At 67.9% G+C, this 21,565-nt stretch carries 20 protein-coding genes and 2 pseudogenes; 11 read left to right on the forward strand and 11 right to left on the reverse strand.

Going from position 1 to position 21,565, the window contains the following annotated elements; all coding sequences use genetic code 11:
* Positions 1-102: 102 nt before the first annotated feature.
* From ACIBX3_RS36700 to ACIBX3_RS36720, 5 genes are read right to left on the reverse strand one after another with little or no spacing between them, the layout of a single operon-like run.
* On the reverse strand, positions 103-1,269 hold the full coding sequence (locus ACIBX3_RS36700; RefSeq protein ID WP_397125121.1) for a hypothetical protein: 1,167 nt from the start codon (positions 1,267-1,269) through the stop codon (positions 103-105).
* Positions 1,270-1,297: 28 nt separating this feature from the next.
* Positions 1,298-2,383 (reverse strand): enolase C-terminal domain-like protein, encoded by a 1,086-nt coding sequence (locus tag ACIBX3_RS36705; RefSeq protein ID WP_397125122.1) that lies wholly within the window; start codon positions 2,381-2,383, stop codon positions 1,298-1,300.
* A 17-nt stretch (positions 2,384-2,400) separates the two neighbouring features.
* Positions 2,401-3,285, reverse strand: coding sequence for a carbohydrate ABC transporter permease (locus ACIBX3_RS36710; protein WP_397125123.1), 885 nt, complete (start codon positions 3,283-3,285; stop codon positions 2,401-2,403).
* Positions 3,282-4,127 (reverse strand): carbohydrate ABC transporter permease, encoded by an 846-nt coding sequence (locus ACIBX3_RS36715; RefSeq protein WP_397125124.1) that lies wholly within the window; start codon positions 4,125-4,127, stop codon positions 3,282-3,284. The genes ACIBX3_RS36710 and ACIBX3_RS36715 overlap by 4 nt, the downstream gene beginning before the upstream one ends.
* Positions 4,114-5,406, reverse strand: a complete 1,293-nt coding sequence (locus ACIBX3_RS36720) for an extracellular solute-binding protein (protein WP_397125125.1) — start codon at positions 5,404-5,406, stop codon at positions 4,114-4,116. The genes ACIBX3_RS36715 and ACIBX3_RS36720 overlap by 14 nt, the downstream gene beginning before the upstream one ends.
* Positions 5,407-5,514: 108 nt before the next feature.
* Here ACIBX3_RS36720 and ACIBX3_RS36725 point away from each other — a divergent pair, with 108 nt between their 5' ends.
* Complete coding sequence (locus tag ACIBX3_RS36725; protein ID WP_397125126.1) at positions 5,515-6,171, forward strand: GntR family transcriptional regulator; 657 nt, start codon at positions 5,515-5,517, stop codon at positions 6,169-6,171.
* 36 nt (positions 6,172-6,207) lie between these two features.
* On the opposite strand, the gene ACIBX3_RS36730 is transcribed toward ACIBX3_RS36725, so the two are convergent.
* Positions 6,208-6,750 carry a helix-turn-helix domain-containing protein gene (locus ACIBX3_RS36730; protein WP_397125127.1) on the reverse strand — a complete coding sequence of 181 codons (543 nt, stop codon included), beginning with the start codon at positions 6,748-6,750 and terminating at the stop codon, positions 6,208-6,210.
* A gap of 35 nt (positions 6,751-6,785) precedes the next feature.
* On the opposite strand from ACIBX3_RS36730, the gene ACIBX3_RS36735 reads away from it, so the two are divergent.
* Both ACIBX3_RS36735 and ACIBX3_RS36740 read left to right on the forward strand, forming a co-directional pair.
* Positions 6,786-7,958: a benzoate/H(+) symporter BenE family transporter gene (locus ACIBX3_RS36735; protein WP_397125128.1), complete on the forward strand. Its 1,173-nt coding sequence runs from the start codon at positions 6,786-6,788 to the stop codon at positions 7,956-7,958.
* Positions 7,959-8,033: 75 nt separating this feature from the next.
* Positions 8,034-10,808, forward strand: coding sequence for a heparinase II/III family protein (locus tag ACIBX3_RS36740; protein WP_397125129.1), 2,775 nt, complete (start codon positions 8,034-8,036; stop codon positions 10,806-10,808).
* A gap of 141 nt (positions 10,809-10,949) precedes the next feature.
* On the opposite strand, the pseudogene ACIBX3_RS36745 reads toward ACIBX3_RS36740, so the two are convergent.
* Positions 10,950-11,051 (reverse strand): annotated as a pseudogene (locus ACIBX3_RS36745) (hypothetical protein); the annotation flags it as partial.
* Between the two features lie 66 nt (positions 11,052-11,117).
* Positions 11,118-11,855 (reverse strand): VOC family protein, encoded by a 738-nt coding sequence (locus ACIBX3_RS36750; RefSeq protein WP_397125130.1) that lies wholly within the window; start codon positions 11,853-11,855, stop codon positions 11,118-11,120.
* 487 nt (positions 11,856-12,342) lie between these two features.
* Here ACIBX3_RS36750 and ACIBX3_RS36755 point away from each other — a divergent pair, with 487 nt between their 5' ends.
* The 4 genes and pseudogenes from ACIBX3_RS36755 (at position 12,343) to ACIBX3_RS36770 (ending at position 15,123) form a co-directional block, all read left to right on the forward strand.
* Positions 12,343-13,533: a serine hydrolase domain-containing protein gene (locus ACIBX3_RS36755; RefSeq protein ID WP_397125131.1), complete on the forward strand. Its 1,191-nt coding sequence runs from the start codon at positions 12,343-12,345 to the stop codon at positions 13,531-13,533.
* Between the two features lie 2 nt (positions 13,534-13,535).
* Positions 13,536-13,707 (forward strand): annotated as a pseudogene (locus ACIBX3_RS36760) (serine hydrolase); the annotation flags it as partial.
* Positions 13,669-14,484 (forward strand): serine hydrolase domain-containing protein, encoded by an 816-nt coding sequence (locus ACIBX3_RS36765; protein ID WP_397125132.1) that lies wholly within the window; start codon positions 13,669-13,671, stop codon positions 14,482-14,484. The pseudogene ACIBX3_RS36760 and the gene ACIBX3_RS36765, both read left to right, overlap by 39 nt.
* 69 nt (positions 14,485-14,553) lie before the next feature.
* Positions 14,554-15,123, forward strand: a complete 570-nt coding sequence (locus ACIBX3_RS36770) for a TetR/AcrR family transcriptional regulator (RefSeq protein WP_397125133.1) — start codon at positions 14,554-14,556, stop codon at positions 15,121-15,123.
* A gap of 117 nt (positions 15,124-15,240) precedes the next feature.
* On the opposite strand, the gene ACIBX3_RS36775 is transcribed toward ACIBX3_RS36770, so the two are convergent.
* Positions 15,241-15,531: a hypothetical protein gene (locus tag ACIBX3_RS36775; RefSeq protein ID WP_397125134.1), complete on the reverse strand. Its 291-nt coding sequence runs from the start codon at positions 15,529-15,531 to the stop codon at positions 15,241-15,243.
* 120 nt (positions 15,532-15,651) lie between these two features.
* A complete protein-coding gene (locus ACIBX3_RS36780) occupies positions 15,652-17,055 on the reverse strand; it encodes an MFS transporter (protein ID WP_397125135.1) in 1,404 nt (467 codons plus the stop codon).
* Between the two features lie 185 nt (positions 17,056-17,240).
* On the opposite strand from ACIBX3_RS36780, the gene ACIBX3_RS36785 reads away from it, so the two are divergent.
* From ACIBX3_RS36785 to ACIBX3_RS36800, 4 genes are all read left to right on the forward strand, one after another.
* Positions 17,241-17,924, forward strand: a complete 684-nt coding sequence (locus ACIBX3_RS36785; RefSeq protein ID WP_397125136.1) for a winged helix-turn-helix transcriptional regulator — start codon at positions 17,241-17,243, stop codon at positions 17,922-17,924.
* Positions 17,925-18,173: 249 nt separating this feature from the next.
* Positions 18,174-18,641 (forward strand): NUDIX hydrolase, encoded by a 468-nt coding sequence (locus ACIBX3_RS36790; protein ID WP_397125137.1) that lies wholly within the window; start codon positions 18,174-18,176, stop codon positions 18,639-18,641.
* A gap of 479 nt (positions 18,642-19,120) precedes the next feature.
* A complete protein-coding gene (locus ACIBX3_RS36795; RefSeq protein WP_397125138.1) occupies positions 19,121-19,750 on the forward strand; it encodes a hypothetical protein in 630 nt (209 codons plus the stop codon).
* A gap of 107 nt (positions 19,751-19,857) precedes the next feature.
* A complete protein-coding gene (locus ACIBX3_RS36800; RefSeq protein WP_397125139.1) occupies positions 19,858-20,844 on the forward strand; it encodes a hypothetical protein in 987 nt (328 codons plus the stop codon).
* A gap of 212 nt (positions 20,845-21,056) precedes the next feature.
* On the opposite strand, the gene ACIBX3_RS36805 is transcribed toward ACIBX3_RS36800, so the two are convergent.
* A complete protein-coding gene (locus ACIBX3_RS36805; protein WP_397125140.1) occupies positions 21,057-21,338 on the reverse strand; it encodes a hypothetical protein in 282 nt (93 codons plus the stop codon).
* Positions 21,339-21,565 lie beyond the last annotated feature (227 nt).

The raw sequence follows: 21,565 nt of genomic DNA on the forward strand, positions 1-21,565 counted from the left end.
AGGGCATACGCCCAAGAATTTGGTTTAAGAACAAGTTCAGGGCGATCCCCTTCCGGGACGACAACGCCATGTGCGCCATAGCCGGGATCGAGATGGCCGGACTCAGACAAGGAGCGGGGCGAGGTGGTTGGTTCGCGTTCCCTCGGCGGAGGTCAGGTAACCGCGTAGCCGCGCCGCGATGGTGCCCAGTTCGCCGGACAGCGCGTGCGCCGGGCCGTACAGGGCGGGTGGCCGGATCGCGGCGACCTGTGCGTTGAGGTTGGTGACCAGGCCGGCGCTGGTGCCGCCGTTGGGCACGATGCGGATCGTGTAGTCCAGGATGCTGTTCGCCTCCCCGCCGGTGATGTGGGCGCCGGGCAGGATGCCGATGCCGGTGTCCCAGTCCATCGAGTTGCGCACGTTCTCGAACACGGCCGAGGTGGCGTGCTTCGTACCCGGGTTCTTGGAGAAGACCACGGCCACGTTGGGCGTGGTCCTGTGCGCGCCTTCCTTGTAGACCATGGCGTAGCCGCTGGTGGTGCTGGTCGGTGTCCACGGGTAGTAGGGGATGTTCTGGCCCGCCCGGTACCACTCGCTCGGGTCGCCGTTGGCGTCGAGCCGCATGGCCAGGGCGGTGAAGGCGTCGGCGGAGCGCAGGAACGGAAGCCAGTTCTCCAGGTAGAACTCGACGTTGGCGACCGTCGCTCCGGCGTTGACGACCTTGGGCAGCCGGATGACGCGGCGGATCTCCAGCGCGCCGTTGGACAGCCTGGTGTAGCGGGTGAGCTGCGGGACGGCGTCCGATCCCGCGAAGTCGCCGGCGAGTTCGGCGTACCACTGCCTGTCGGCGATGGTCCACACGTCGGTGGTGGTGGAGCTGGTCCGCTCGACGCGCACCGTGCGCTGGTAGGCGCCGGGACGGGTACCCGCCTGGTTGACGTTCCAGCGCCGGTCGAGGACGTTGGTCGCGGCTTCGACGTTCAGGCCCCACAGGACGGCCTGCATGACCCGGTCGGTCTCCTCGCCCTCGTAGGTCGGCGAGAGCAGCGGCCGGTAGCCGGTCGGGCAGTGCCGCATCTGCGGGACGCAGCCGCCACCACCGAGCCGGAAGTCGAACTGCTCCCCGCCGCGCCAGTAGTTGCGCTGCCACACGTCGTCGCCCTCGGTGAGCAGCCTCCACGACCAGCCCTTGGCCGCCGCCGCCGCGGGCGTGGCCGCGATCAGGGGCAACGCCGCGGCGGTCCCAAGGACGACACGTCTGCTCGGGCCGGTGCTCCGCTTGTCGCTCATGTCGGTGATCTCCTTTGTTGGGGGGATTTCAGGAGGTGTAGGGCTCCAGCCCGGCCGGTACGGACGTGCGCTCCCATTCGGCCTCGTATCCGATGCCGGGCGCCGTTCCCGCGTGGACGAGCCCGTCGGCGTCGACCGCTTCCTCCCTGGTCACGGGGTTGGCGGGGACGAACGACTCGTAGTAGGTGGTGTTGGGGATGGCCATGCACAGGTGGGTGTGCACGATGCCGCCGCCGTGGACCTCGGCGCGCATCCGGTAGGCGTCGGCCAGGTGCGCGATGCGCATGGCCCCGGTGATGCCGCCGCGCAGGCCCGCGCTGGTGCGCACCGCGGTGGCCGAGCCGTTGGCGATGAAGTCGGCGGTGTTCATGTGGGCGCCGTCGCTGGTCTCGGCGACGATCAGCGGCACGTCCACCTTCTCGGCCAGGCGCTGGTAGGCGGTCGCGCTGAACTCGCGCATCGGCTCCTCGTACCAGAGGTAATTCGCCTCGGACAGGACCCTGCCCAGCTTGATCGAGTCGAGCAGGTCGAATCCGGCGGATCCGTCGTACATCAGCGGCACCGAGTCGCCGACGTGCTCGCGCAGGGCCGCGCACAGGGCGATGTCGCGGTCGACGTCCCCCCAGGCGTGCAGCTTGATGGCCGGATAGCCCAGTTCCAGGCACTGGTCGGCGACGTCCAGGTACTCGCTGACGGTGGCGAAGGTCGCGCTGGAGGCGTACGCGGGGATGGCGGAGCGGAACCCGCCGAGCAGTTGGTGCACCGGCAGCCCGGCCGCCTTGCCCGCGATGTCCCACAGCGCCACGTCCACCAGGCCGTGGATGTAGAGCGGCATCTCCTCGATGCGGTCCAGTTCCCACACGCGGTGCCACAGCCACTCGCGTTGCAGGGGGTCGGCGCCGAGCAGCTCGGCGCGCAGCCGCCGGTCGGCGATGTCGGCCAGGATGGCGCCGCGCTGGCTGTAGGCGTAGCCGGTGTGCCCGTCGTCGGTGGACAGCACGAGCCAGCCACCGGTGTGCGCGGGCTCGGACCCGGGCAGGCCGTCTCGCCAGCGGAAGACGGGCGTGACGGCGGGCTGCGCGCACAGCACGACGTCGACAGCGGTGATCTTCACGTTCACTCCGTTGCGGTTCAGTTCTTGACGGCGCCGTCGAGCAGCCCGCGCACCAGGTAGCGCTGGGCGAACAGGAAGACGAGCGCCACGGGCACCACGGTGAGCACGCCCGTGATCGCGGCTTCTGGCCGGTGGATGGGGAGATCGCTGCCGCCCAGCGCGGGGTTGAGCGCGGGCGAGCCGGAGATGAGCACGCCGAGCCCGACCGGGAGGTTGAAGGTCTCGTCGTCGCCGAGCATCACGAACGGCAGGAAGTAGTTGTTCCAGTTGCCGATGAAGGCGAAGAAGGTCAGCAGCGCGATCAGCGGCTTGCCCAGCGGCAGGGCGACCCTGCCGAACAGGGCGGCCTCCGAGCAGCCGTCGATCCTGGCCGCCTCCAGCACCTCGCGCGGCAGCATGGTGGAGAAGTAGATGAAGGCGAGGTAGACGCCGAACGGGTAGAGACTGGCGGGCAGGATCACCGACCAGGCGGTGCCGGTGAGCTGGACCGCGTTCACCTCCAGGAAGAGCGGCAGCACGAGCGCGGCGGGCGGTACGATCATGGCCAGCAGCGTGGCGATGAGGATGACGCGCCGCCCGGCGATCCTCGTCGCCGCCAGCGCGTACCCGGCCAGCAGGGACGTGACCACCGACAACAGCACCGCGCCGCCGGTGTAGAGCGCCGAGTTGACGATCCACTGGTAGATGACGCCGTCGTTGAAGGTGGTCAGGTTACGCCAGGCGGTCAGGTAGCCGTCGAGCGAGCCGAAGGACAGCGGGTGCCCGCCGGTGATCTGGGCGTCGGACTTGGTCGGCGCCAGCACCAGCCACACCAGCGGCAGCGCGCAGGCCAGGGCCACCAGGCCGAGCACGACGGACACGGACATCCGCCACACCCAGGCCCCGCCGAGCCGCTCGGTCATCGGTCGACCTCCGTCTCGAAGAACCTGGCCTTGAACACCAGGAAGCAGGCGGCCACGGTGCAGACGGCCAGCAGCATCAGGCACAGCGCGGCGGCCGCGGCGAAGTCTCCGTTGTCGAAGGCGAACAGCAGGCCGAGCTGGTTCAGCGACCACGACTTGGAGCCGGTGAAGGCCACGCCGTACAGCAGTTGGGGCTCGATGAAGATCTGCAGCCCGGCGGTGAAGGCCAGGATGACCATGTAGACCACGTACTTGGAGATGAGCGGCAGCTTGATCCGCAGGGCGGTCTGCCACCAGGAGCAGCCGTCCATCCTGGCCGCCTCGAGCACGTCGCGTGGCACTCCTTGCAGGGCGCCGTACATGATGACCACCCACTGACCGAACCCGGTGGCGAAGGCCATCAACGCGAAGATCACCACCAGGTGCGACGGTTTCAGCACGTCGTTGCCGGTCTGCATCCCCATGCCGCGCAGCAGCGGGGCGAAGGGGCTGAGCGCGGGCTGGAGCATCACGTACCAGAGCAGCACGCTGGCCGAGCCGGTGACCGCGCCCGGCAGCATGTAAACAAGGCGCAGCGCCGTGCCGTACAGGGGACGCTGGTCCTGGACGAACAGCGCCAGCAGCAGCACGCCGATCACCATGACCGGCAGGTACAGCGCCATGAACAGCGACACGTTGCCCACCGCGGGCAGGAAGCGGAAGTCCGCGACCGCGTTGACGTAGGCCCGGGGGTCGCTCAGGGACTCGTAGAGGGCGTACAGAACGGGGCCGATCCCGAAGACCACGAGCAGGACCAGGTACGGGGCCACGCACAGCCAGCCGAACAACTTACCCGACGTCATAACCCTGGGCCTTCGCCAGGTTCACCAGCTCGGTCTGCAATGCGTCCAGGCCGGCCGCGACGGTGCCGCCGGAGCGGATCGCGGGGACCACCGTCTGGGTGAACGCCCCCTCGACGTCGTAGCGGGTGGGCTGCTGCACCGGGTTGACCTTCGCCGCCTGCTCCCGCATGACCGGGAACGGGTCGGCGGCGTAGAACGGGTCACCGGCCAGCCGCTTGGCCCACGCGTCGGCCGAAGGACCGTACGCGGGGTAGGTCGGCGCGTCCTTCTGGTAGCCCGCGTCGGTGGTCATCCACTTGATGATCTCGGCGGCGCCCTTCATGTTCTTGGAGTGGCGCGAGACCAGGTAGACGCCGCCGCCCGCGCTGCCGGACCAGTTGGTCGTCTCGCCGTCCCAGGACGGGTACGGTGCCGCGGCGATCTGCCCGTCGGGGGTGGCGAACAGGTCCTTGGGCTTGAACAGGTAGTCGCCGAGCCAGGAGGCGCCGGGCAGCATGAGGACCTTGCCCTCCTTGCCCAGTTTGGCCATCTCCGGGTCGAAAAGCCCCGCCTTGGTGAGCGAGCCGTTCTTGATCAGAGGGTCGAGTACGTCGGCGACCCTGGTGCACTTGGCGTCCTTCAGGTCGATGTGCACCTTGTCCGGCCCTGTCACCTGCTGGATCGGGCAGCCGCTGGACCAGAAGTAGTCGTAGTAGGTGAAGAAGCTGCCGGCGCTGCCGATGACGTAGCCGGGGTGCTCCTTGGCCACCCGCTCACCCAACGCCCGGTACTCGCTCCAGGTCTTGGGGAGCTCGTAGCCGAAGCGCTCCATGAGCGGCTTGTTGTACCACAGCACGGTCTGCGCCAGGTCGTTGCGCAGGCAGTACAGCTTGCCGCCGACCTCGCAGGGCGCGTTGGCCGTGCCGAAGCCCTTCCGGATCTCTTGCGGCACCAGCGAGTCGAGGGGTTGCGCGTAGTTCAGCTTCCCGGCGAACTGGGAGACCACGTTGGGCTGCCCGGCGAAGATGACGTCCGGCCAGCCCTTGCCGGTGCGGTTGAACAGCTGGATCTTCGTCAGCAGGCTCTGCCCGTCGTAGGTCTCGACCTTCATCTTCAGGTTCGGGTGCGTCTTCTTGAACTGCTCGAATCCGGCCAGCCGGGTGGGGTCACTCCACACCAGCAACGTCGCGTCGCGGTCCTCGGTGATGGCCCCGGTGACGGCTGCGGGCGTGTTGGACGAACAGGCGGCGAGCAGGGCGCCGGCGAGGCACGCCGTTAGGGGGATGCGGAGTCTGATCACAGCTGGCCTCGTAAAATCGTGTACGATGTTTGATGTCAGATGTTGCATGCACGTTAAGAAGACGTCAACCCCCATTTGTCGATATGTTGTGAACGTCAGGAGGCTTGGATGACCGACTCCCCCGCGCCGGCACCGGCGCTCCCCCAGCGACAGGTGCTGGCCGACGACGTGTACGACGTGCTGCGAGAAATGCTGCTCAGCGGTCACATCCCGCATGGCAGCCGGGTCAAGATCGACACTCTGGCGGCGCAGCTGAAGATCTCCAATACGCCGATCCGCCAGGCCCTGGGACGACTGGAAGCCGACGGCCTGGTCAGCAAGCATCCCTACCGCGGCTTCGTCGCCGCCGACCTGCCGGACCGCAAGACGATCTCCGACCTGTACGAGTGCAGGCTGCTGATCGAACCACCCACGGCCGCCCGCGCCGCCCAGGAGTTCCGCGCGGAGGACCGGGCGTTCCTGCGCCAGCAGGTTCACGTGCCCGGCGGCGATCTCACCCTGCTGGCCAAGGCCGACGAGCTGCTGCACGGCAAACTCGCCAAGATGTCCGGGAATCTGGTCGTGGCCGAAACGCTGGAGCGGTTGTTCGTCCGTTCGCGCGCTTTCCGGATCTTCTATGCCCGGGAAGGCGCCGCCGAGCTCACCCGGGACGAGCACGAAGCCATCGTGCGGGCAGTCGTGGCGGGCGACGGCCCGGCCGCGGCGGACGCGATGACCGCCCACCTGCGGGCGGCGGGGGAGAGAATGCTCGCGGCACTTCCATGAGGCTCACCCGCTGCACCCTCGCCGCTGTGGGCCTGATCAGCGGCCAGTCGGGTAGCGGATGAGCAGCGACGCGAGGACCGGCTCGGCACCCACGGCCGCGTAGCCGTGCGGCACGTCGGACCGCCAGCTGAGGTAGCCGCCGGGGCCCGCCACCAGCGGTGCGTCGAGCGGACCCGCGCTGAGCGTGCCGGAGAAGACGGTGATGTGCTCGGTCACGCCGTCGTGGTGGGCGGGTGAAGTCTGGGTGGCGCCCGGCGGCACCCGTATCCGGTAGAGCTCGTAGGTCACGCCCGCGTCGTCGAACACCTCCAGCAGCGTGGCCTCGACCGCCGTGCCGCGCACCAGCACCGTCGCGGCGGGGCCGGCGTCGAGGACGGCCGCGATGGGCACCCCGAGCTGCGCGGTGACGGCCCACAGCGTCTCGAGGGTCGGGTTGCGGACCCCCGTCTCCAGGCCGGACAGCGTGGCCTTGCCCACCCCGGCTCGCCTGGCCAGTTCCGACAGCGAGATCCCGCGCTCCTGCCGGAGCCGGCGCACCTTCCTGCCGACCTCGCGCGGGTCGCCGCTCACGGCTCTCATGAGACCATCCTGCCCGATCCTGTAGTGTTCCATATATGGAACGCACGCAGCCCATCCTCGCCGGAGTGGTGACCGCGCTGGTCGGCTTCGCCAGCTCCTTCACCGTCGTCCTCGCCGGGTTACGGGCCGTCGGGGCCGACGAACGGCAGGCCGCCTCCGGGCTGATGGCGCTCTGCGTCGCCGTCGGGGCCGTCTCGATCGTGCTGGGCCTGCGGTACCGGATGCCCATCGCGATCGCGTGGTCCACTCCCGGTGCCGCGCTCCTGCTGACCGCGGGCGGCCGGTTCGCCGAGGCGGTGGGCGCGTTCATCGTCTGCGGGCTGCTCTTCATGGCGGCGGGGCTGATCCCGTGGCTGGGCCGCGCCATCGCGGCGATCCCCGGCCCGATCGCCGCCGCGATGCTCGCGGGGGTGCTGCTCAAGCTGTGTCTGGCGCCGGTCCAAGCCATGCTCGACGTGCCGTACCTGGCCGGTCCGGTGATCCTGGTCTGGGCGTTGCTCTACCGCTTCGCCCGCACGTGGGCGGTGCCGGGGGCGCTGGCGGCCGCGGCGGTGGTCATCGCGATCGCCTACTCTCCCGGAGACCTCAGCCTGGTGCCGGTGGTCGAGATCACGCCGCCCGCCTTCAGCCTCTCCGCGGTGGCAGGCATCGGCGTGCCGCTGTTCCTGGTCACGATGGCCGCCCAGAACGTCCCCGGCATGGCCGTCCTTTCCGGGTACGGCTACCGCCCGCCGCTGCGCGGGGTGCTGCTGGCGACGGGGGCGGCCTCGGCGCTCGGCGCGCCCTTCGGTGGGCACGCCATCAACCTGGCCGCCATCACCGCCGCACTGGCCGCCTCACCCGAGGCGGCACCGGACCCCTCCCGCCGGTGGATCGCCTCGGTCACGGCGGGCGTCTCCATGATCGGTCTCGGCCTGCTGTCCAGCGCGGCCGCCGCCCTGGTCCTGCTGTCGCCGCCCGTCCTGGTGACCGCGGTGGCCGGGCTCGCCCTGTTCGGCGCGCTCGGCTCCGCGCTCTCGTCCGCCTTCACCGAGGCCCACGGCAGGGAGGGCGCGGTCGTCACCTTCGCGGTCACCGCCTCGGGCGTGAGCTGGCTGGGCGTCGGCTCGGCCTTCTGGGGCCTGGTGGCGGGCGGCCTCATGCACCTGCTGCTCCGGCGGGCTCAGGCGGCCGGCTTGCCCTCCACCCTGCCGACCGACTCCAGGTAGCCGGGATCGGCATGCATGGCGGCGGCCTTGGCCCGACATACCGCGGACATACCGCGAACCCCTACCTTGGCCTGCATGTCACCCTCGTGGCGGCGGCTCGCCGTCCTGATTCTGGTCGCCGCGTTCCTGGTGCCGGGCCCTCCGGCCGCCGCGGCCGCATTGTCCGACGCGGGTTTCTTCGGAAGGTGGAGCGCCGGCGCCTGGACGGTGGGGCCGCGGCTGAACTACGCGCACGCGGGCCTGAAGCCCGTGGAGAGCGCGGTGAAGGCGGGCGACTACGCGCTGGCCAAGCAGCGGCTGCTGGATTACTATCGCGCGCGCCCGGCCATCGAGGCGGGCGGCTTCTCGCACACCACCTGGCCGGGCGCACTCGAGCTGACCGCCAGCCACATCTGGACGCTGGGATCGGGCGAGGCCTACATCAAGACGCTGACCTTCGGCCCGGGGGAAAAGACGGTCACGGCAGACGTCACGAGCAGCATCACCAGCGGCAAGCCCGGATTCTTCCTGATGAGCCGCTACAAGGACGCGGTCATCGCCCTCATCAACAGCAGGAGCAAGGGGTCGGGCAAGCCCACCCTCCGCCTGACCCTCGCCGACGGGTCGGTGAAGACCCTTCACCCCACGCACGACACCTACATCTGGGCGGCCCACCCGGGCAGCGTGTACGGCACCAAGTACTACATGCAGGTCAGCGACCAGGGCACGGGGCCGTTCACCGGCGAGACGCGCAAGGCGTACCTGCGGTTCGACCTCGGCGGCGTCACCGGCGTGAAGAAAGCGGAGCTGACGCTGACCGGCACGGCCGACACCGCGAAGGACATCATGCTGTACGGCAACGCCGCGACCTTCGACGAGGCCACCCGCACCTGGTCCAACACCGTGCAGAACACGTTCTCCTGGGAGGGCGACCCGGGCGGCTTCGACTGGAAGCTCCCCGGCGGTGCCGACAATGAGAATCGCATCGCCGACGACGAGTTTCTCTACCAGCTGCCCCGCTTCTTCTTCGCCGGCCCGCTGGCCCTGGAGTACCAGAAGACGCGCAACGAGCAGTACGCCCGCACGCTCATCGGCCTGATGACCGACTTCATCAAGGACGCCGACGCCTACGACGCCGATCAGGGCGCCGGTTCCTACCCGGGCAACCTGCACGCCGCGCGGCGCCTGCACAACTGGATCGCGGCCTACGAGATCCTGCGCAAGAGCCCGTCGCTGACCGCCGACGCCAACGCCGCCATCCTCAAGACGATGAACCGGGCGGGCCTGTACCTGCAGGAGAACGTCAACGGCACGCCGAACAAGATGCAGTCGCAGAAGATCACGCTGCTGCACAACTCCATCTACTTCCCGGAGTTCCGCGCGGCGTCGGCGTGGCGGACCAACGCCGCCGACTTCCTCTCGGCCCAGCTCAACGACTCGACCTACGCCGACGGCGGCTACAAGGAATCCACGGACGCCTACCTGCGGGGCTACCTCAGCCAGTACGTGGACGTCGTCGCCTACATGCAGCGCAACGGCATCGCGTTCACCGCCACCGCCAAGCTGCGACAGTTGGCCCGCTTCCTCATGGACCAGAGCTATCCCAATGGGTACGGCCCGGCCTACGGCGACAGCGACTCCCTCGACCTGCGCAGCACTCTCAGGAAGCTGGGCCCGCTGCTCAATGACCCCGAACTCCTCTACGTCGGCACCTCCGGCACGTCGGGCGAGAAGCCGGCGCACACCTCCGCCCTCTACCCGGACACCCGGGTCGCGGTCTCCCGCTCCGGCTGGACCGCCGACGACTCCCACCTCCGGATCAACGCCGACCGCGGCAACCACAGCCACCCGGACGAGCTGGCGATCACCGCTTATGCATACGGCCGGCCGCTCCTGCCCGACATGGGCACCTTCACCTACAGCACGGACGCAGCCGCGGAATGGCTGCGGAAAACCACGGAGGCGCACAACACGATCGAGATCGACAACAAGCCGCAGACATCGACGGCGGCGGGCGGGATCTCGCATCTGATCACCAACCCCGCCTTCGACCTGATCGGCGCGAACACCGAGAGCTCCGCCGGTGTTCGCCACGAGCGATCCGTCCTGTCGCTGCACTCGGGCCTGTGGGTGGTCTCCGACCGGCTCAAGCCGGTGGACACCGCCGCCACGCACCGCTACGAGCAGAACTGGCACTTCGCCGCGGACGCCAAGCCCTCGATCCGCTCCGGGACGGAGGCCACGACCACTGCCTTCGCGACGGGTGCGAACCTGACGATCGTCCCCGCCGACCCGGCCGAGGTCGCCTCCACCCTGCGCGACGGCTACTACGCGCCGCGGTTCTACTCGGTGGAGAACGCGAAGTACGCCTCCTACGTCAAGACGGACGCAAGGGGCCAGAAAACCTTCGACACCCTCCTGGTGCCGTCGAAGGGCGCGGCCGACACGTCCGTGACGGTGGAACGTCTCCCCGTGGGCACCATCCCGTCGTACCAGGCGACAGCCCTCAGCTTGAACGGCGGCGCAGGGGTCTACTACAAGTCATGGACGTCGAAGACGCCGCGCGCGTTCGGGTCCTACGTCTTCGACGGCAAGCTGCTCTACGCCGACGCCGGGTCGATCGTGATGGTGGACGGCTCGTCGGTCGAACGTGCCGGCGCGACCCTGGTCAAGGCGCCGGCCGCGGTCAAGGACCTGGCCGTGACCTTCGGCGGGGACGGCACCGTACGCATCGACGGCAGCGGGCTGACCGCGAGCACCGACCCGGCCGAGGCCATCGCCATCGCGGCGCCGAATGCCGCCAAAGTGATCCTCAACGGCGCGGTCGTTCCCTTCGAACGCGCGGGCGCGCTCATCTACGCGGCCGCCTGAAGGAGAACTCCTCCCGGATCGTCGAGCTACCCGATCTGCGGTAGGCGTCCGCCGGCGGACGCCTACCGCCGCGCCCTGCTCCGCGATCCCCAGGAGGCGTGGGCAGGGGCACGAAAGGTGGCACACGCAGCTGACGATCCCTGCCACCAGCGCCATGGCGAAGTCCCGCAGCGAGTCCCCGCCGAAGACCATCAACGCCACCAGCATGAAGAACGCGCCCAGCCCGGTGTTGACCGTAAGGATGTAACCGAGATGCCGGCGACGACGCTGAGGAGCCGCTGTACGAGCCGCAGGTGAAGAAGCTCTGCGTCAGCCCCGTCCGAGGACGCAGAACTCGTTGCCCTCCGGGTCGGCCAGGACCTTCCACGGGACATCGCCCTGGCCGACGTCGGCGGCGGTGGCGCCCAGAGCCCGTAGCCGGGCCACCTCCGCCTCTTGATCCTCAATGGGGTACGGCAGCAGGTCGAGATGGACGCGGTTCCACACGGTCTTCACGCCGGGCGTGCGAAGGAACTTCAGATACGGGCCGACACCCTTGGCGGAGCGCAGCAGCGCATGATCGTCGGTGACCTCGTGCAGGGTCCAGTCCAGCGCCTCGTCCCAGAACCGTGCCATGGCCCGCGGATCGTCGCAGTCGACCACTACCGCGGCGATCGGTCCGGTCTCCTGGTAGAACTCCCGAGGCTCAAGCACGCAGAACACGTTGCCCTCCGGGTCGGCCAGGACTGTCCACGGGACGTCGCCCTGGCCCACATCGGCGGGCGTCGCGCCGAGCTCCTTCAGCCGCGCGACCAACTCCGCCTGATGCGCGGCAGAGGTGGTGGCGAGTTCGAGGTGCACGCGGTACTTCACCGTTTCGGGGTCCGGGACGGTGACGAGATCGACGTAGAAAGCGTCGGGGTCCGGCCAGGCGAAGCCCTCGGGTTCGAGGTTGGTCACGCCGGGTCCCTCGCTGGAAACACCCCAGCCGAGCGCCTCCGCCCAGAACCGGCCGAGCGCCGAGTCATCCCGGGCCTTGAAATTCACCTGAACAAGTCGCAGCGCCATGCCGCCGATCATAGGCGCGGGTGGATGAGGAACCGCGCCGCATTCGCCCGCTGAAGCCGGGTTCGTCGCCTGTCTGGGTGAGAGGTGGCCGTCCCAGTTCACGCCAACAGCACAACGCGAACAGGCGGCTATACGCCACTCCCGTCCCGCGCGGACGCCCAACCGTTGGCGCTTCGCTCCGGACGCTCCACGTTGATCTGCGGCCCGGCGACGGCGGGTTGGCAGCGATGAAGAAGGATCAGAACGCCCGGGAAGCGGCCTTTGACCTGGGTGGGGTGTTCACGAATGGGCGTGACCCCGCCGGACCGAACACCTCAGAAGATCGCTTCCCTCATGAAGAATGATCGCTTCCCGGACGTCGCGGGGGGTGAGTACAGATGACTGTGCAGAGATGCCGACAAGAAGTTGCGAACCAACCGACCGGTAGGTAGTCTCCATTCTCGGCCAGCCGACCGACCGGTCGGTAGAGCGAGATGAGAGGACTGCCATGGATGTCACTGAAGTCAACGGGACCGTCGCCAACGGCTTCGAGGCGGTGAGGGACGTCTTTCGACGCAACCTCGCCCTGGGTGCCGACGTGGGCGCCGGGCTGACCATCTACCAGAACGGAGAGCCGGTCGTAGACCTGTGGGGTGGCTACGCCGATCCCGACACCCATCGGCCGTGGGAGCGCGACACGATCGCCGCCCTGGCCTCGACCACCAAAACCTTCGCGGCGGGAGCATTACTGCTGCTGATCGAGCGTGGCCAGGTGGACCTGGACGCGCCGGTGGCACGCTACTGGCCGGAGTTCGCCCAGAACGGCAAGGGTGAGATCACCGTGCGGGTGCTACTCAGCCACCGCGCGGGGCTGCCCTCGATGGAGGGCAGGCCGGTTACGTGGGAAGACCTTAGGGACTGGACGCCGATCACCGACACCCTGGCCGCCGCGGCGCCCGAATGGCCGCCCGGCACCGCCCACGGCTACCACGGTGTGACGTTCGGCCATCTGACCGGTGAGATCGTCCGGCGGGTGTCCGGAACAAGCCTCAGCGAGTTCTTCGCCCACCACATCGCCGCGCCACTCGGCGGCCTCGACTGCTACATCCGCGTACCCGACGCCGAGCTGCCCCGGATGGCCACCATGGTGGTCCCCGACGCCGAACAGATCATGCTGGGGATGGAGGTGCCCGAGCTGGCCGACATGGTCGAAGCGCTGAACGACCCGACCACGCTGACGTACCGTTCCATGTTCGGCAGCGTCAGCATCGATTGGGACGCCACCAACGACCCCAAGACCTACCAGGTGGAGAGCCCGTCCATGGACGGCGTCGCCTCGGCCCCGTCGCTGGCGCGCTACTACGCCGCGCTGGCCGGCGAGGTGGACGGCGTGCGGCTGCTCAGCCCTCAGCTCGTGGACCAGGTGCGTCGATCCTACGGCGATGGCATCGACGAAATCCTGCGGGTGCGAACGTCGTGGGGGCTGGGGTTCGCGCTGCCCGGTGGTCCGATGTGGCCCGCGCCGGAACAGGTCACGGGGTTGTTCGGACACAGCGGCGCCAGCGGCTCGTTCGCCTTCGCCGACCCCCAACATGGCCTGGCCTTCGCGTACGTCCCCAACCGCGGCTCCGAGCTGCTCGAAGGCGGCGACTTCCGGGTCCGCGGCCTGATCGAGGCGCTGTACGAAGAGAGGCTCTGACCATGCTGGAACCGCGTTTCTCCGCCGTTGCCGAGGCGTTCTCGCGGGTTGTCGACAAGGGCGACGACCGTGGCGCGGCGCTGTGCGTCTACCACCGGGGTGTCCCCGTCGTGGACATCTGGGCGGGCACCGCCGATGTCAAGACACGGAGGCCGTGGAACGAGAACACGATCGCCCCGATCACCGGCGCCACCAAAGGGCATCGCCGCTCAAGCCCCGGCCTGGCGGCCCGGCACCGCGCACGGCTACCATCCGAACACCGGCGCCTGGATCCTGCAGGAGGTCGTGCGCCGCGTCAGCGGGCACACCATCGGCGAAGTCCTGTCCAGGCGCGTCGCGGCCGCGATGGGCAAAGACGTGTTCGTCGGACTTGGCGAAGGCGAGGCCGGACGGCTGGCACCCCTGATCTTTCCGATCATGGAACTGATGCGAGCACGGCCCAAGGAGCCGGAGTTCGCCGAGTTCAGCAAGGCGGTCTTCGCCTCCAGGACCCTGCTGGCCAGATCGCTCAACACACTGTCCATGTCGAGGACCGACCAGTTCAACGACCCCGCCTTCCTGGCCGTCGGAGAGCCGTCGATCAGCGGTGTGGCCAGCGCCTCTGCCCTTGCCTGGCTGTACGCCTCACTCATCGGCGAGGTCGACGGGCACCGGTTGATCGACCCCCGATTGCTGGACGCCGCCGTACACGAACAATCCCAGGGCTGCGACCAGGTCATGCTCATGAACACCCGGTTCGGTCTAGGGTTCATGCTGCCGGGCGGGCCGCTGTGGTCCGGTGATACCCGCACACAGTTCGGGCACGGCGGCACCAGCGGAGCCCTCGCCTTCGCCGACCCCGCGCATGATCTCGCGTTCGCGTACGTGCCCAACCGCATGTCCGGCTACATCGAAGGCGCGGATGCCAACGCCAGGCGGCTGGCGGCACTGGTGTACGGCGCTCTCCCGTGACTACCGATCCAGCACGCTGAGCTGTGGATAGGGTGTGATCAGCTGAGAACCGAGTACAGAGGACAGCAGTTGCCGCGTACCGAGCAGGGCGACACCCGAAGTCGCATCATTGAGACAGCACGGGAACTGTTCACCACGCACACCTACCGGGCCGCCTCGATGCGCGACATCGCAGAGCGGGTTGGCATCACCAAGCCCTCCCTCTATCACCATTTCCGCAGCAAGAGTGAGATTTTGGCCAGCCTGGTGGGTCCCCCCATCGACCAGCTCGAGTCGACGGTCGACGCCGCGGCGACTCGCTCCACGCAGGCGGAGATCAGGCAGCACGTGCTCGGCGGTTGTCTCGACGTCATGCTGGCCCACCGCGAGACCATGGCCCTGCTCCTGCGCGACGCCTCTGTATACAGCGACGAGACGACCGATGTCATGTCGAGGATGGTGACCATCGTCAACCGAGCCATCGAGTTGCTCGCCGGGCCCGATCCTGACTGGCGCCGACGCATACGCGCGGCCCAGGCGTTCGCCGCGGCCACCGATCCCATCAGCCAACTCACAGACGTGCCGGTGGACGACCTACGTGCTGAACTCCTTCGCGGCGCGAGCGCGATCCTCGATCCCCAACCGATCGCCGAGCCTTAGACGGTGAGATAGTCGGTCCGCGTCCCAGACGCGCGCAACATGCGGCCAAGCGCAGGGCCGCGTGGCGCCGCGGAGTGCCGTCAGCATGAGTACAGCGCGGAGGTGGAGGAGCTCTGCTCAGGCGGCGGACGAGGCCATCAAGGCCCCAGGCGATCCCAAGAACCGCCCCGCCCACGGCCGCGTCGCTGCGCACTCGGGCAGGCGGGCCAGGGAGATTCCGCGGAAGTAGCGGGGCAGCCCGAGATCCAGCGAGGTGGCGGCATCGAGCTTGGCGATCGCCGCCTCGGCCTGGCCTTCCAGACGGGACTGGAAGGTGCCGGCCAGTGCCGGCAGGAGCCCGTCACCCTGCGCTCGGGCCGATGAGGCTGAGAAGAACTCGAACCCTTCCCTATCCAGCCCAGTGGTCATGAACTGGTCGGCCGGCACGATTCTGGTGCGTCAGTCGGCGTTCGGCCAAGTCGCCACCTGGGAGAGCGCCGCAATCTCCATGTTCATATCTCTTCTCCGTCCAGCATCTGACTGATTGCGTTATTCACCGCGTTGGGTGCCGATCGAGCCGTCGGCCGAGTTCGGCGTGGCGGCCATGTTGCCTGGTGTAGGTGGGGAGCCGGGGTGTCGGTGGCGGATGAGGGCGAGGGCAAGGGCGGCGGCGGCCGCTGAAGCGATCATGAACCAGCGGGTGTTGTTGTGGGCGCCGATCACGGTGGACACGGTGGGCGTGCCGAGGATGGCGACCAAGGCGGCCACACCGAGGGACGAACCGATTTGGCGGAACATGGTTTGCGCGCCGATTCCGGTGGCCAGCTTCTGCGGCGCCAGGGTGGCGGTGGCGGCGATCGTGAACGCGGGCAGCGCGAGGCCCACTCCGGCACCGGCGACGAGCATGGCGGGAAAGAACCGGGACCAGTAGGTGGGCTCGAGCCCAATGAGCGCGACCCACATCACCGATCCGGTTCCGAACAGCAAGGCGCCCGCACCGCCGACGAGTCCTGGGCCGATGCGCTGCGCGAGCTTGCCGCCGAACGGCGCGAACATCGCGGCCGCGATGGGTCCGGGGGTCAGGGCCAACCCGGCCTGCAGGACCGAGTAGCGCCAGGTCCCGGTGAGGAACAGCACATTGGCAAGCAGCATCGCCGAGAACGCGGCATAGAACAGGGCAGCCGACAGGCTGGACAGCGCGAACGCCGGGACGCGCACGATGCCCAGTTCCAGGACCGGGGCACGGTGCCGCCGGGAGCGCACGACGAACCCGGCTGCGAGTACAACGGTGCCGGCAAAACAGCCGATTACTCGCCCATCCCAGTTCCACGAGTGGCCTTGGACGAGGCCAAGAGTGGCAAGGGAGACTGCGGCGACCAGGACGAGGGTGCCGATGCCGTCGGGCAGCGGCGGACGGGCGGGGTCGCGGATCTCGGGCAACACGCGGTATGTGCCGATGAGCGCGATCGCGGCGAGGGGGATGTTGATGATGAAGATCCAGTGCCAGCTGACCTGGGTGAGCAGCCCGCCCAACGACGGGCCTGAGGCAGCGCCGACCGCGCCCAGGGCGGACCAGGCGCCTATCGCGGCGGCCCGGCGCTGCGGTGGGATAGAGGGCAGTAGGAGACCGAGCGAGGTCGGGGTGACCGCGGCGGCTCCGACTCCCTGCAGGACGCGGGCGCCGATGAGGAAGCCGAGGGACGGCGAGACTGCGCACAGGGCCGAACCCAGGCCGAACGCGGCCAGGCCGACGGCGAAGACCCGTCGCCGGCCGATGACGTCGCCGAGCTTGCCTGCGGGAACGAGCAGGGCGGCGAAGACAATCGCATAGGCGTTCAAAACCCAGGACACGTCGGCCACGGTGGAGTGCTTGAAGTCGGCCTGGATCGCCGGGAAGGCGATGTTGACGATGAACACATCGAGGGTGGAGATGAACACCGCCAGCGCCAGCACGGCAAAAACGGCACGGGGTCGACCGGTGCCCGGAGGCGGGCTGAAAGGTGGCGGGCCAGAACACGGACCCGCGGCTGGGGCGGATTCCTGTGCATCGATGTTAGCCATGACCAACTTCTAAAGTAATAAGACAAGAAAATCAAGTTACTGAATTAGAGTTTCAAGCTCAGCGATAGACTGGTCTCATGCGCTCCTACAGCCAGTACTGCTCCGTGGCCAAAGCCCTCGATGTCGTCGGGGATCGATGGACGCTGCTGATCGTGCGCGAGCTCCTGGCCTGCGGGCCCTCCCGCTACACCGACTTGCGCTCCGGATTGCCGGGAATCGCCACCAATCTGCTCGCAGACCGTCTGCGCGAGATGGAGGCCGCCGGCCTCGTGGACCGCGAGGACGCCCCGCCCCCGGTCGCCACCACCTTGTTCCGGCTCACCGATCGCGGCGCCGATCTGGGGTCGGTGATCTTCGAGCTCGGCCGCTGGGGCGTGCCACTGATGAGCGACTACCGGCCCGACGAGGCCTTTCGGGGCCAATGGCTACGCCTGCCTGTTCGGATGTTCCTCGCCGACCACGAACCCGACCAGTCCCCGTCCTCGATCCAGATCTGCGCCGGGGATCAGACGGTGGTGGTCGACGCCGACGCCGGCCAGGTCTCGCTCCGCCTGGGGGCCGACCCGAACGCCGATGCGACTATCGCCGGCCCACCACCGCGCATCCTCGCCCTCTTCAGCGGCCGCCTCCCCCTCGCCGACGCAGAGGAACAAGGCGTGCAGGTCACCGGGTCCCGAAATGCCATCCAGCGCATCCTGCCCCGCGACGGAAGCGCCGCCCGCATGCAACGCTCCTCAACTGCTGAAGGGAAGACGCCGTAGGGGATGCTCCACGTGCCGAGGCGATCGACGCCGAGCGGTGTCAATGGCCGTTCAGCTCTTCCCGTAGGCGGCCTTGGTATCGCCCCACTGAGGCAACCCGCCCCGCCCCGGCAAATGCCTGATTCGGAAACCCCTGAAGTGTCCTGCATCAAGAAACCTTGATCATTGCCATCCAAGGTTGATGATCAGTAAGTTCGTGCCAGCGAAGCTTCAGCGGCACGAAGTGCTGGTGCGTCAGGGGAGGTGCGGATGAGTTTCCGGCTGGCAGCGTATGCCGTGTGCATCGAGGACGAGAGGGCACTGCTCGCTCGTCACGTATCACCCGCAGGCGAATCTACCTGGACTCTTCCGGGCGGCAGAGTCGAACACGGGGAGGATCCGTTCGACACGGTGATCCGGGAGGTCGCTGAAGAGACTGGTTGTGACGCGGTGGTCGAACGCCTGCTGGGCGTGGACTCAAGGGTGATCCCCGCCGCCGTCGCCCGTGCCGGTGTCGAGCACCAGAATGTCGGCATCTTCTACCAGATCCGCATCACCGGCGGCCAACTCCGGCCTGAGCCGAACGGCGAAATCGCCGAGTCGATTTGGACTCCGATCGCCGACATCGCCGACCTACGCCGATCATCGCTCGTCGACATCGGCCTTGCCCTGGCTCAGACCGTTCCGGCGACCGGCCACGTTGCTCCCGTCCCAGTCGGAGGCCTGATCCAGCATTGAGGCCACCACCAACATCTACCTGGCCCGCCCGACCACCGTCTGACTCACATGATCGGCAAGGCCGGCTTCCTGACGAGAATCACCACTAAGTGGCCTGGGTCACTCAAACTTCGCTGACACTGCTCAAACTTCGTTGCGACAGGACAGAAACGGCAAGATCCCGCCTGATCGCGATGATCAGACGGGAACCCGTCAACGTCAGTCCAGCCGCTTCAAGAACGGCTCTGGGTGGAGATGAGGGGATTCGAACCCCTGACCCCTTCGATGCGAACGCCGGTGGGGCATATCGCTCCTGACCACCGGATGCCATCCGGTGCCGTCAAGTGCTCTGGGGATGACGTCCGTTGATCTCGGCTGCGCTCCCGTGCCAGCGAGTCCGCTGACTTTTCGCTTACTTCCTCGACCTTCCAACCTGCCAGCGAGCCCTCCTCCCATCTTCAGGGACCGCACACACGCTCAATGCCTGGATACTGGCGGCTATGGTCATCGTCGAAGTCGTCCTGGAGACCTACGACGCGGTGGACTTCACGGCCTGGCCGATCGCGGAGCCGTCAAACGACCGCCTTCTCACCCTCTCCGGCCGAATGTCTCCCGCCGACGTCGGGACGGCCATGGCCGTCATCTTCAGCTACAACAACATCCCCGTCACCCACGCCGCCGACCTGACCGAGGCGCATCTGGAACGGCATCTCGCCGAAACGGAAGGCCTGATCGCTCCGGGCGGGCTGCGCTTCCGCGACACCACCACGGGCGTCAGCATCTCGCCCGGTTGCTGCTTCGGCTTGGAGAACTGGCGGGACTGGTGGGATGTGACTCGGGGGCAGAAACCCTGGCTCGGCCACGACCCCACTCCACACATCACACATGTGGCTCACGTCATCCAACTCCGGCAGCACGACGGGGATCCTCCGTCCATCGAGATCACTCGCGGCGAGCTGTCCAGCCTGCTCACCACCGCCCAACAGCACTTCTCCGGGTTCCTCGACCTCGCCCGGCAATGGGCGGCGACCACTACGCCAGGACTGGCCGACCGGCTCATCTCAGCCCTCGACCAATACTTCATGATCACTGAAGCCTTCGCATCCTCAGGCGGCCTTGCGACGCAGTGAATTCTGAACGCTTCCACACAAGGCGGGACGTTGTGCCACCATGATCGCGTCGTTCCGACGAAGGAGGTTGCTTGGTCGTTTTCGCCTGTGCGCGGTGCGGCGCGGTGATGACCGCGAAGGTGGCGCGGGTGGCGCTTCCTGACCACTCTGGCCAGAAGTACGGCCATGATCTGCTCCCCGGTCTTCTGGAGCCAGGAACGTACGTGGTGGACCCTGGAGACGACCGGCCTTGGGAACCATTGAAGCCCGAGCCGGAAGAGCATGGCGTCCGACTGCTGACGTACTGCATCTCGGGGCCTCCGAACAGGATCGGGATCGCGCCGGGCGACGTCCGCGGAACCGTCTTCATCCCGGAGCGGTTAGGCGGCTGCTGTTGTGGCTGGGACGGCCAGTACGGTCCCAACCTGGCGTGCGCGAGGTGCGGCTGTCCGGTGGCGACTCGCGTCGACGACTGTGGTTTCTGGCAGGTGGTGTGGCTGGAGCCGGAAGCCGTGCGTCCTGTCGCCGTCGATGGCCCCGTCCAGCGGGTGATTGACTGGGAGGAACTGCCGAGCACGCCGCCCGTTGATCCGCGTGGTTTCTGGAGCCCACTGTGGGAGGCCGCGGTCGCGGTGGCACTGGCGCACCTGCTGGTCGTTTCGGGTGGTAGGCGGGTGTCTGTCCCTGAGGGGCCTGTCGCAGCGGCGTTTCGCCGGGCGATCGACAGTCTGCTCCCTCCGGGGCCACCGGAACGACACCTCGTCCTGGCCGGGCCTGGCCTGTCCGCCGCGATCACGGACATCGCACTGGCGCCGAAGCATCCGCAGACCGGTGAGGTATGGCCGTGTGACGCGGGAGCGGTGGTGCCGCTGGCCGCGGACGTGTGGACATACATGGCGTTCAACGATGATCGGCGGCTCGTGCCGGCGGCGTACGGGATGCCTGCCGTCGTTCGCCGTGATGATCCGCCCCCGCTGCTGCCGCACAGTCTCTTCTGTCCCGATGGGCGAGTGTTCCTCAGCACGCTAGAGCGGCTGGCGGCTGTTCGGCAACCGTGGTTGCGCCGTATCTATGACCGGGTGAAAGACCGCCCCTACATGGACCCGTTCGCGTAGATGCGCGAGTAGGGCGATGGCCTCGCGGATGTATCGCCCAGGTGGTGCCGCTCTGACGCCGAAGCCAGGCCGGTCGACAGCGCTTCTACCAGTGGCTTCTCTACTTGTCGATCAACCTGCCACCGTCAAGCAAGTCCCGGCCTGCCGTTTCAGGGATGAAGTGAACGTCCTCGCTCGTGCACCCGATCGTCACCCACTTGGCCACTCACATCTCAACGATTGACCGGCACCAACTCTGCGAGATCCTCAAGGAACTCCCGCTCGGTGATCTCAGAAGGCGCGAATTCTTCAAGGTCCAACTCTGCGTACGTCAGCCCGCCGTACCGGTCCTCGTCGTGCTGCTCGTCGTAGTCGAGAACCGCACCGCTCGCGTATACCTCAACCTGACGACGAACATCTCCCGACACATCGACAGCAAGGTAGAACACCGACGTTCCCCAGCTTGCGAACTCATCTCCGCGGTCGTCATCCCATGGCCGGCGAAAGAACCTCACCACACCACCCTCGCAGGAACAGGAGGCCGCGCTTGTGACCAGGCTCGTACGCCTGTCTCCGGCCCTCGCCATTGTCCACGCTCAGGCCTTTCGATCATGTCTTGACGGCCTCCGCTCCGCACACGTACTTGATGTCGACGACGCGTGAATACTGACCCCCAGGCGACGGCTGAATGTTGACCCCTCCACTCTCTGGAGGGTGATCAAGGTGGAGGACTGGGCGGAGA

It is taken from the genome of Nonomuraea sp. NPDC049480 (assembly GCF_044465905.1).
In the GTDB taxonomy this organism is placed as follows: domain Bacteria; phylum Actinomycetota; class Actinomycetes; order Streptosporangiales; family Streptosporangiaceae; genus Nonomuraea.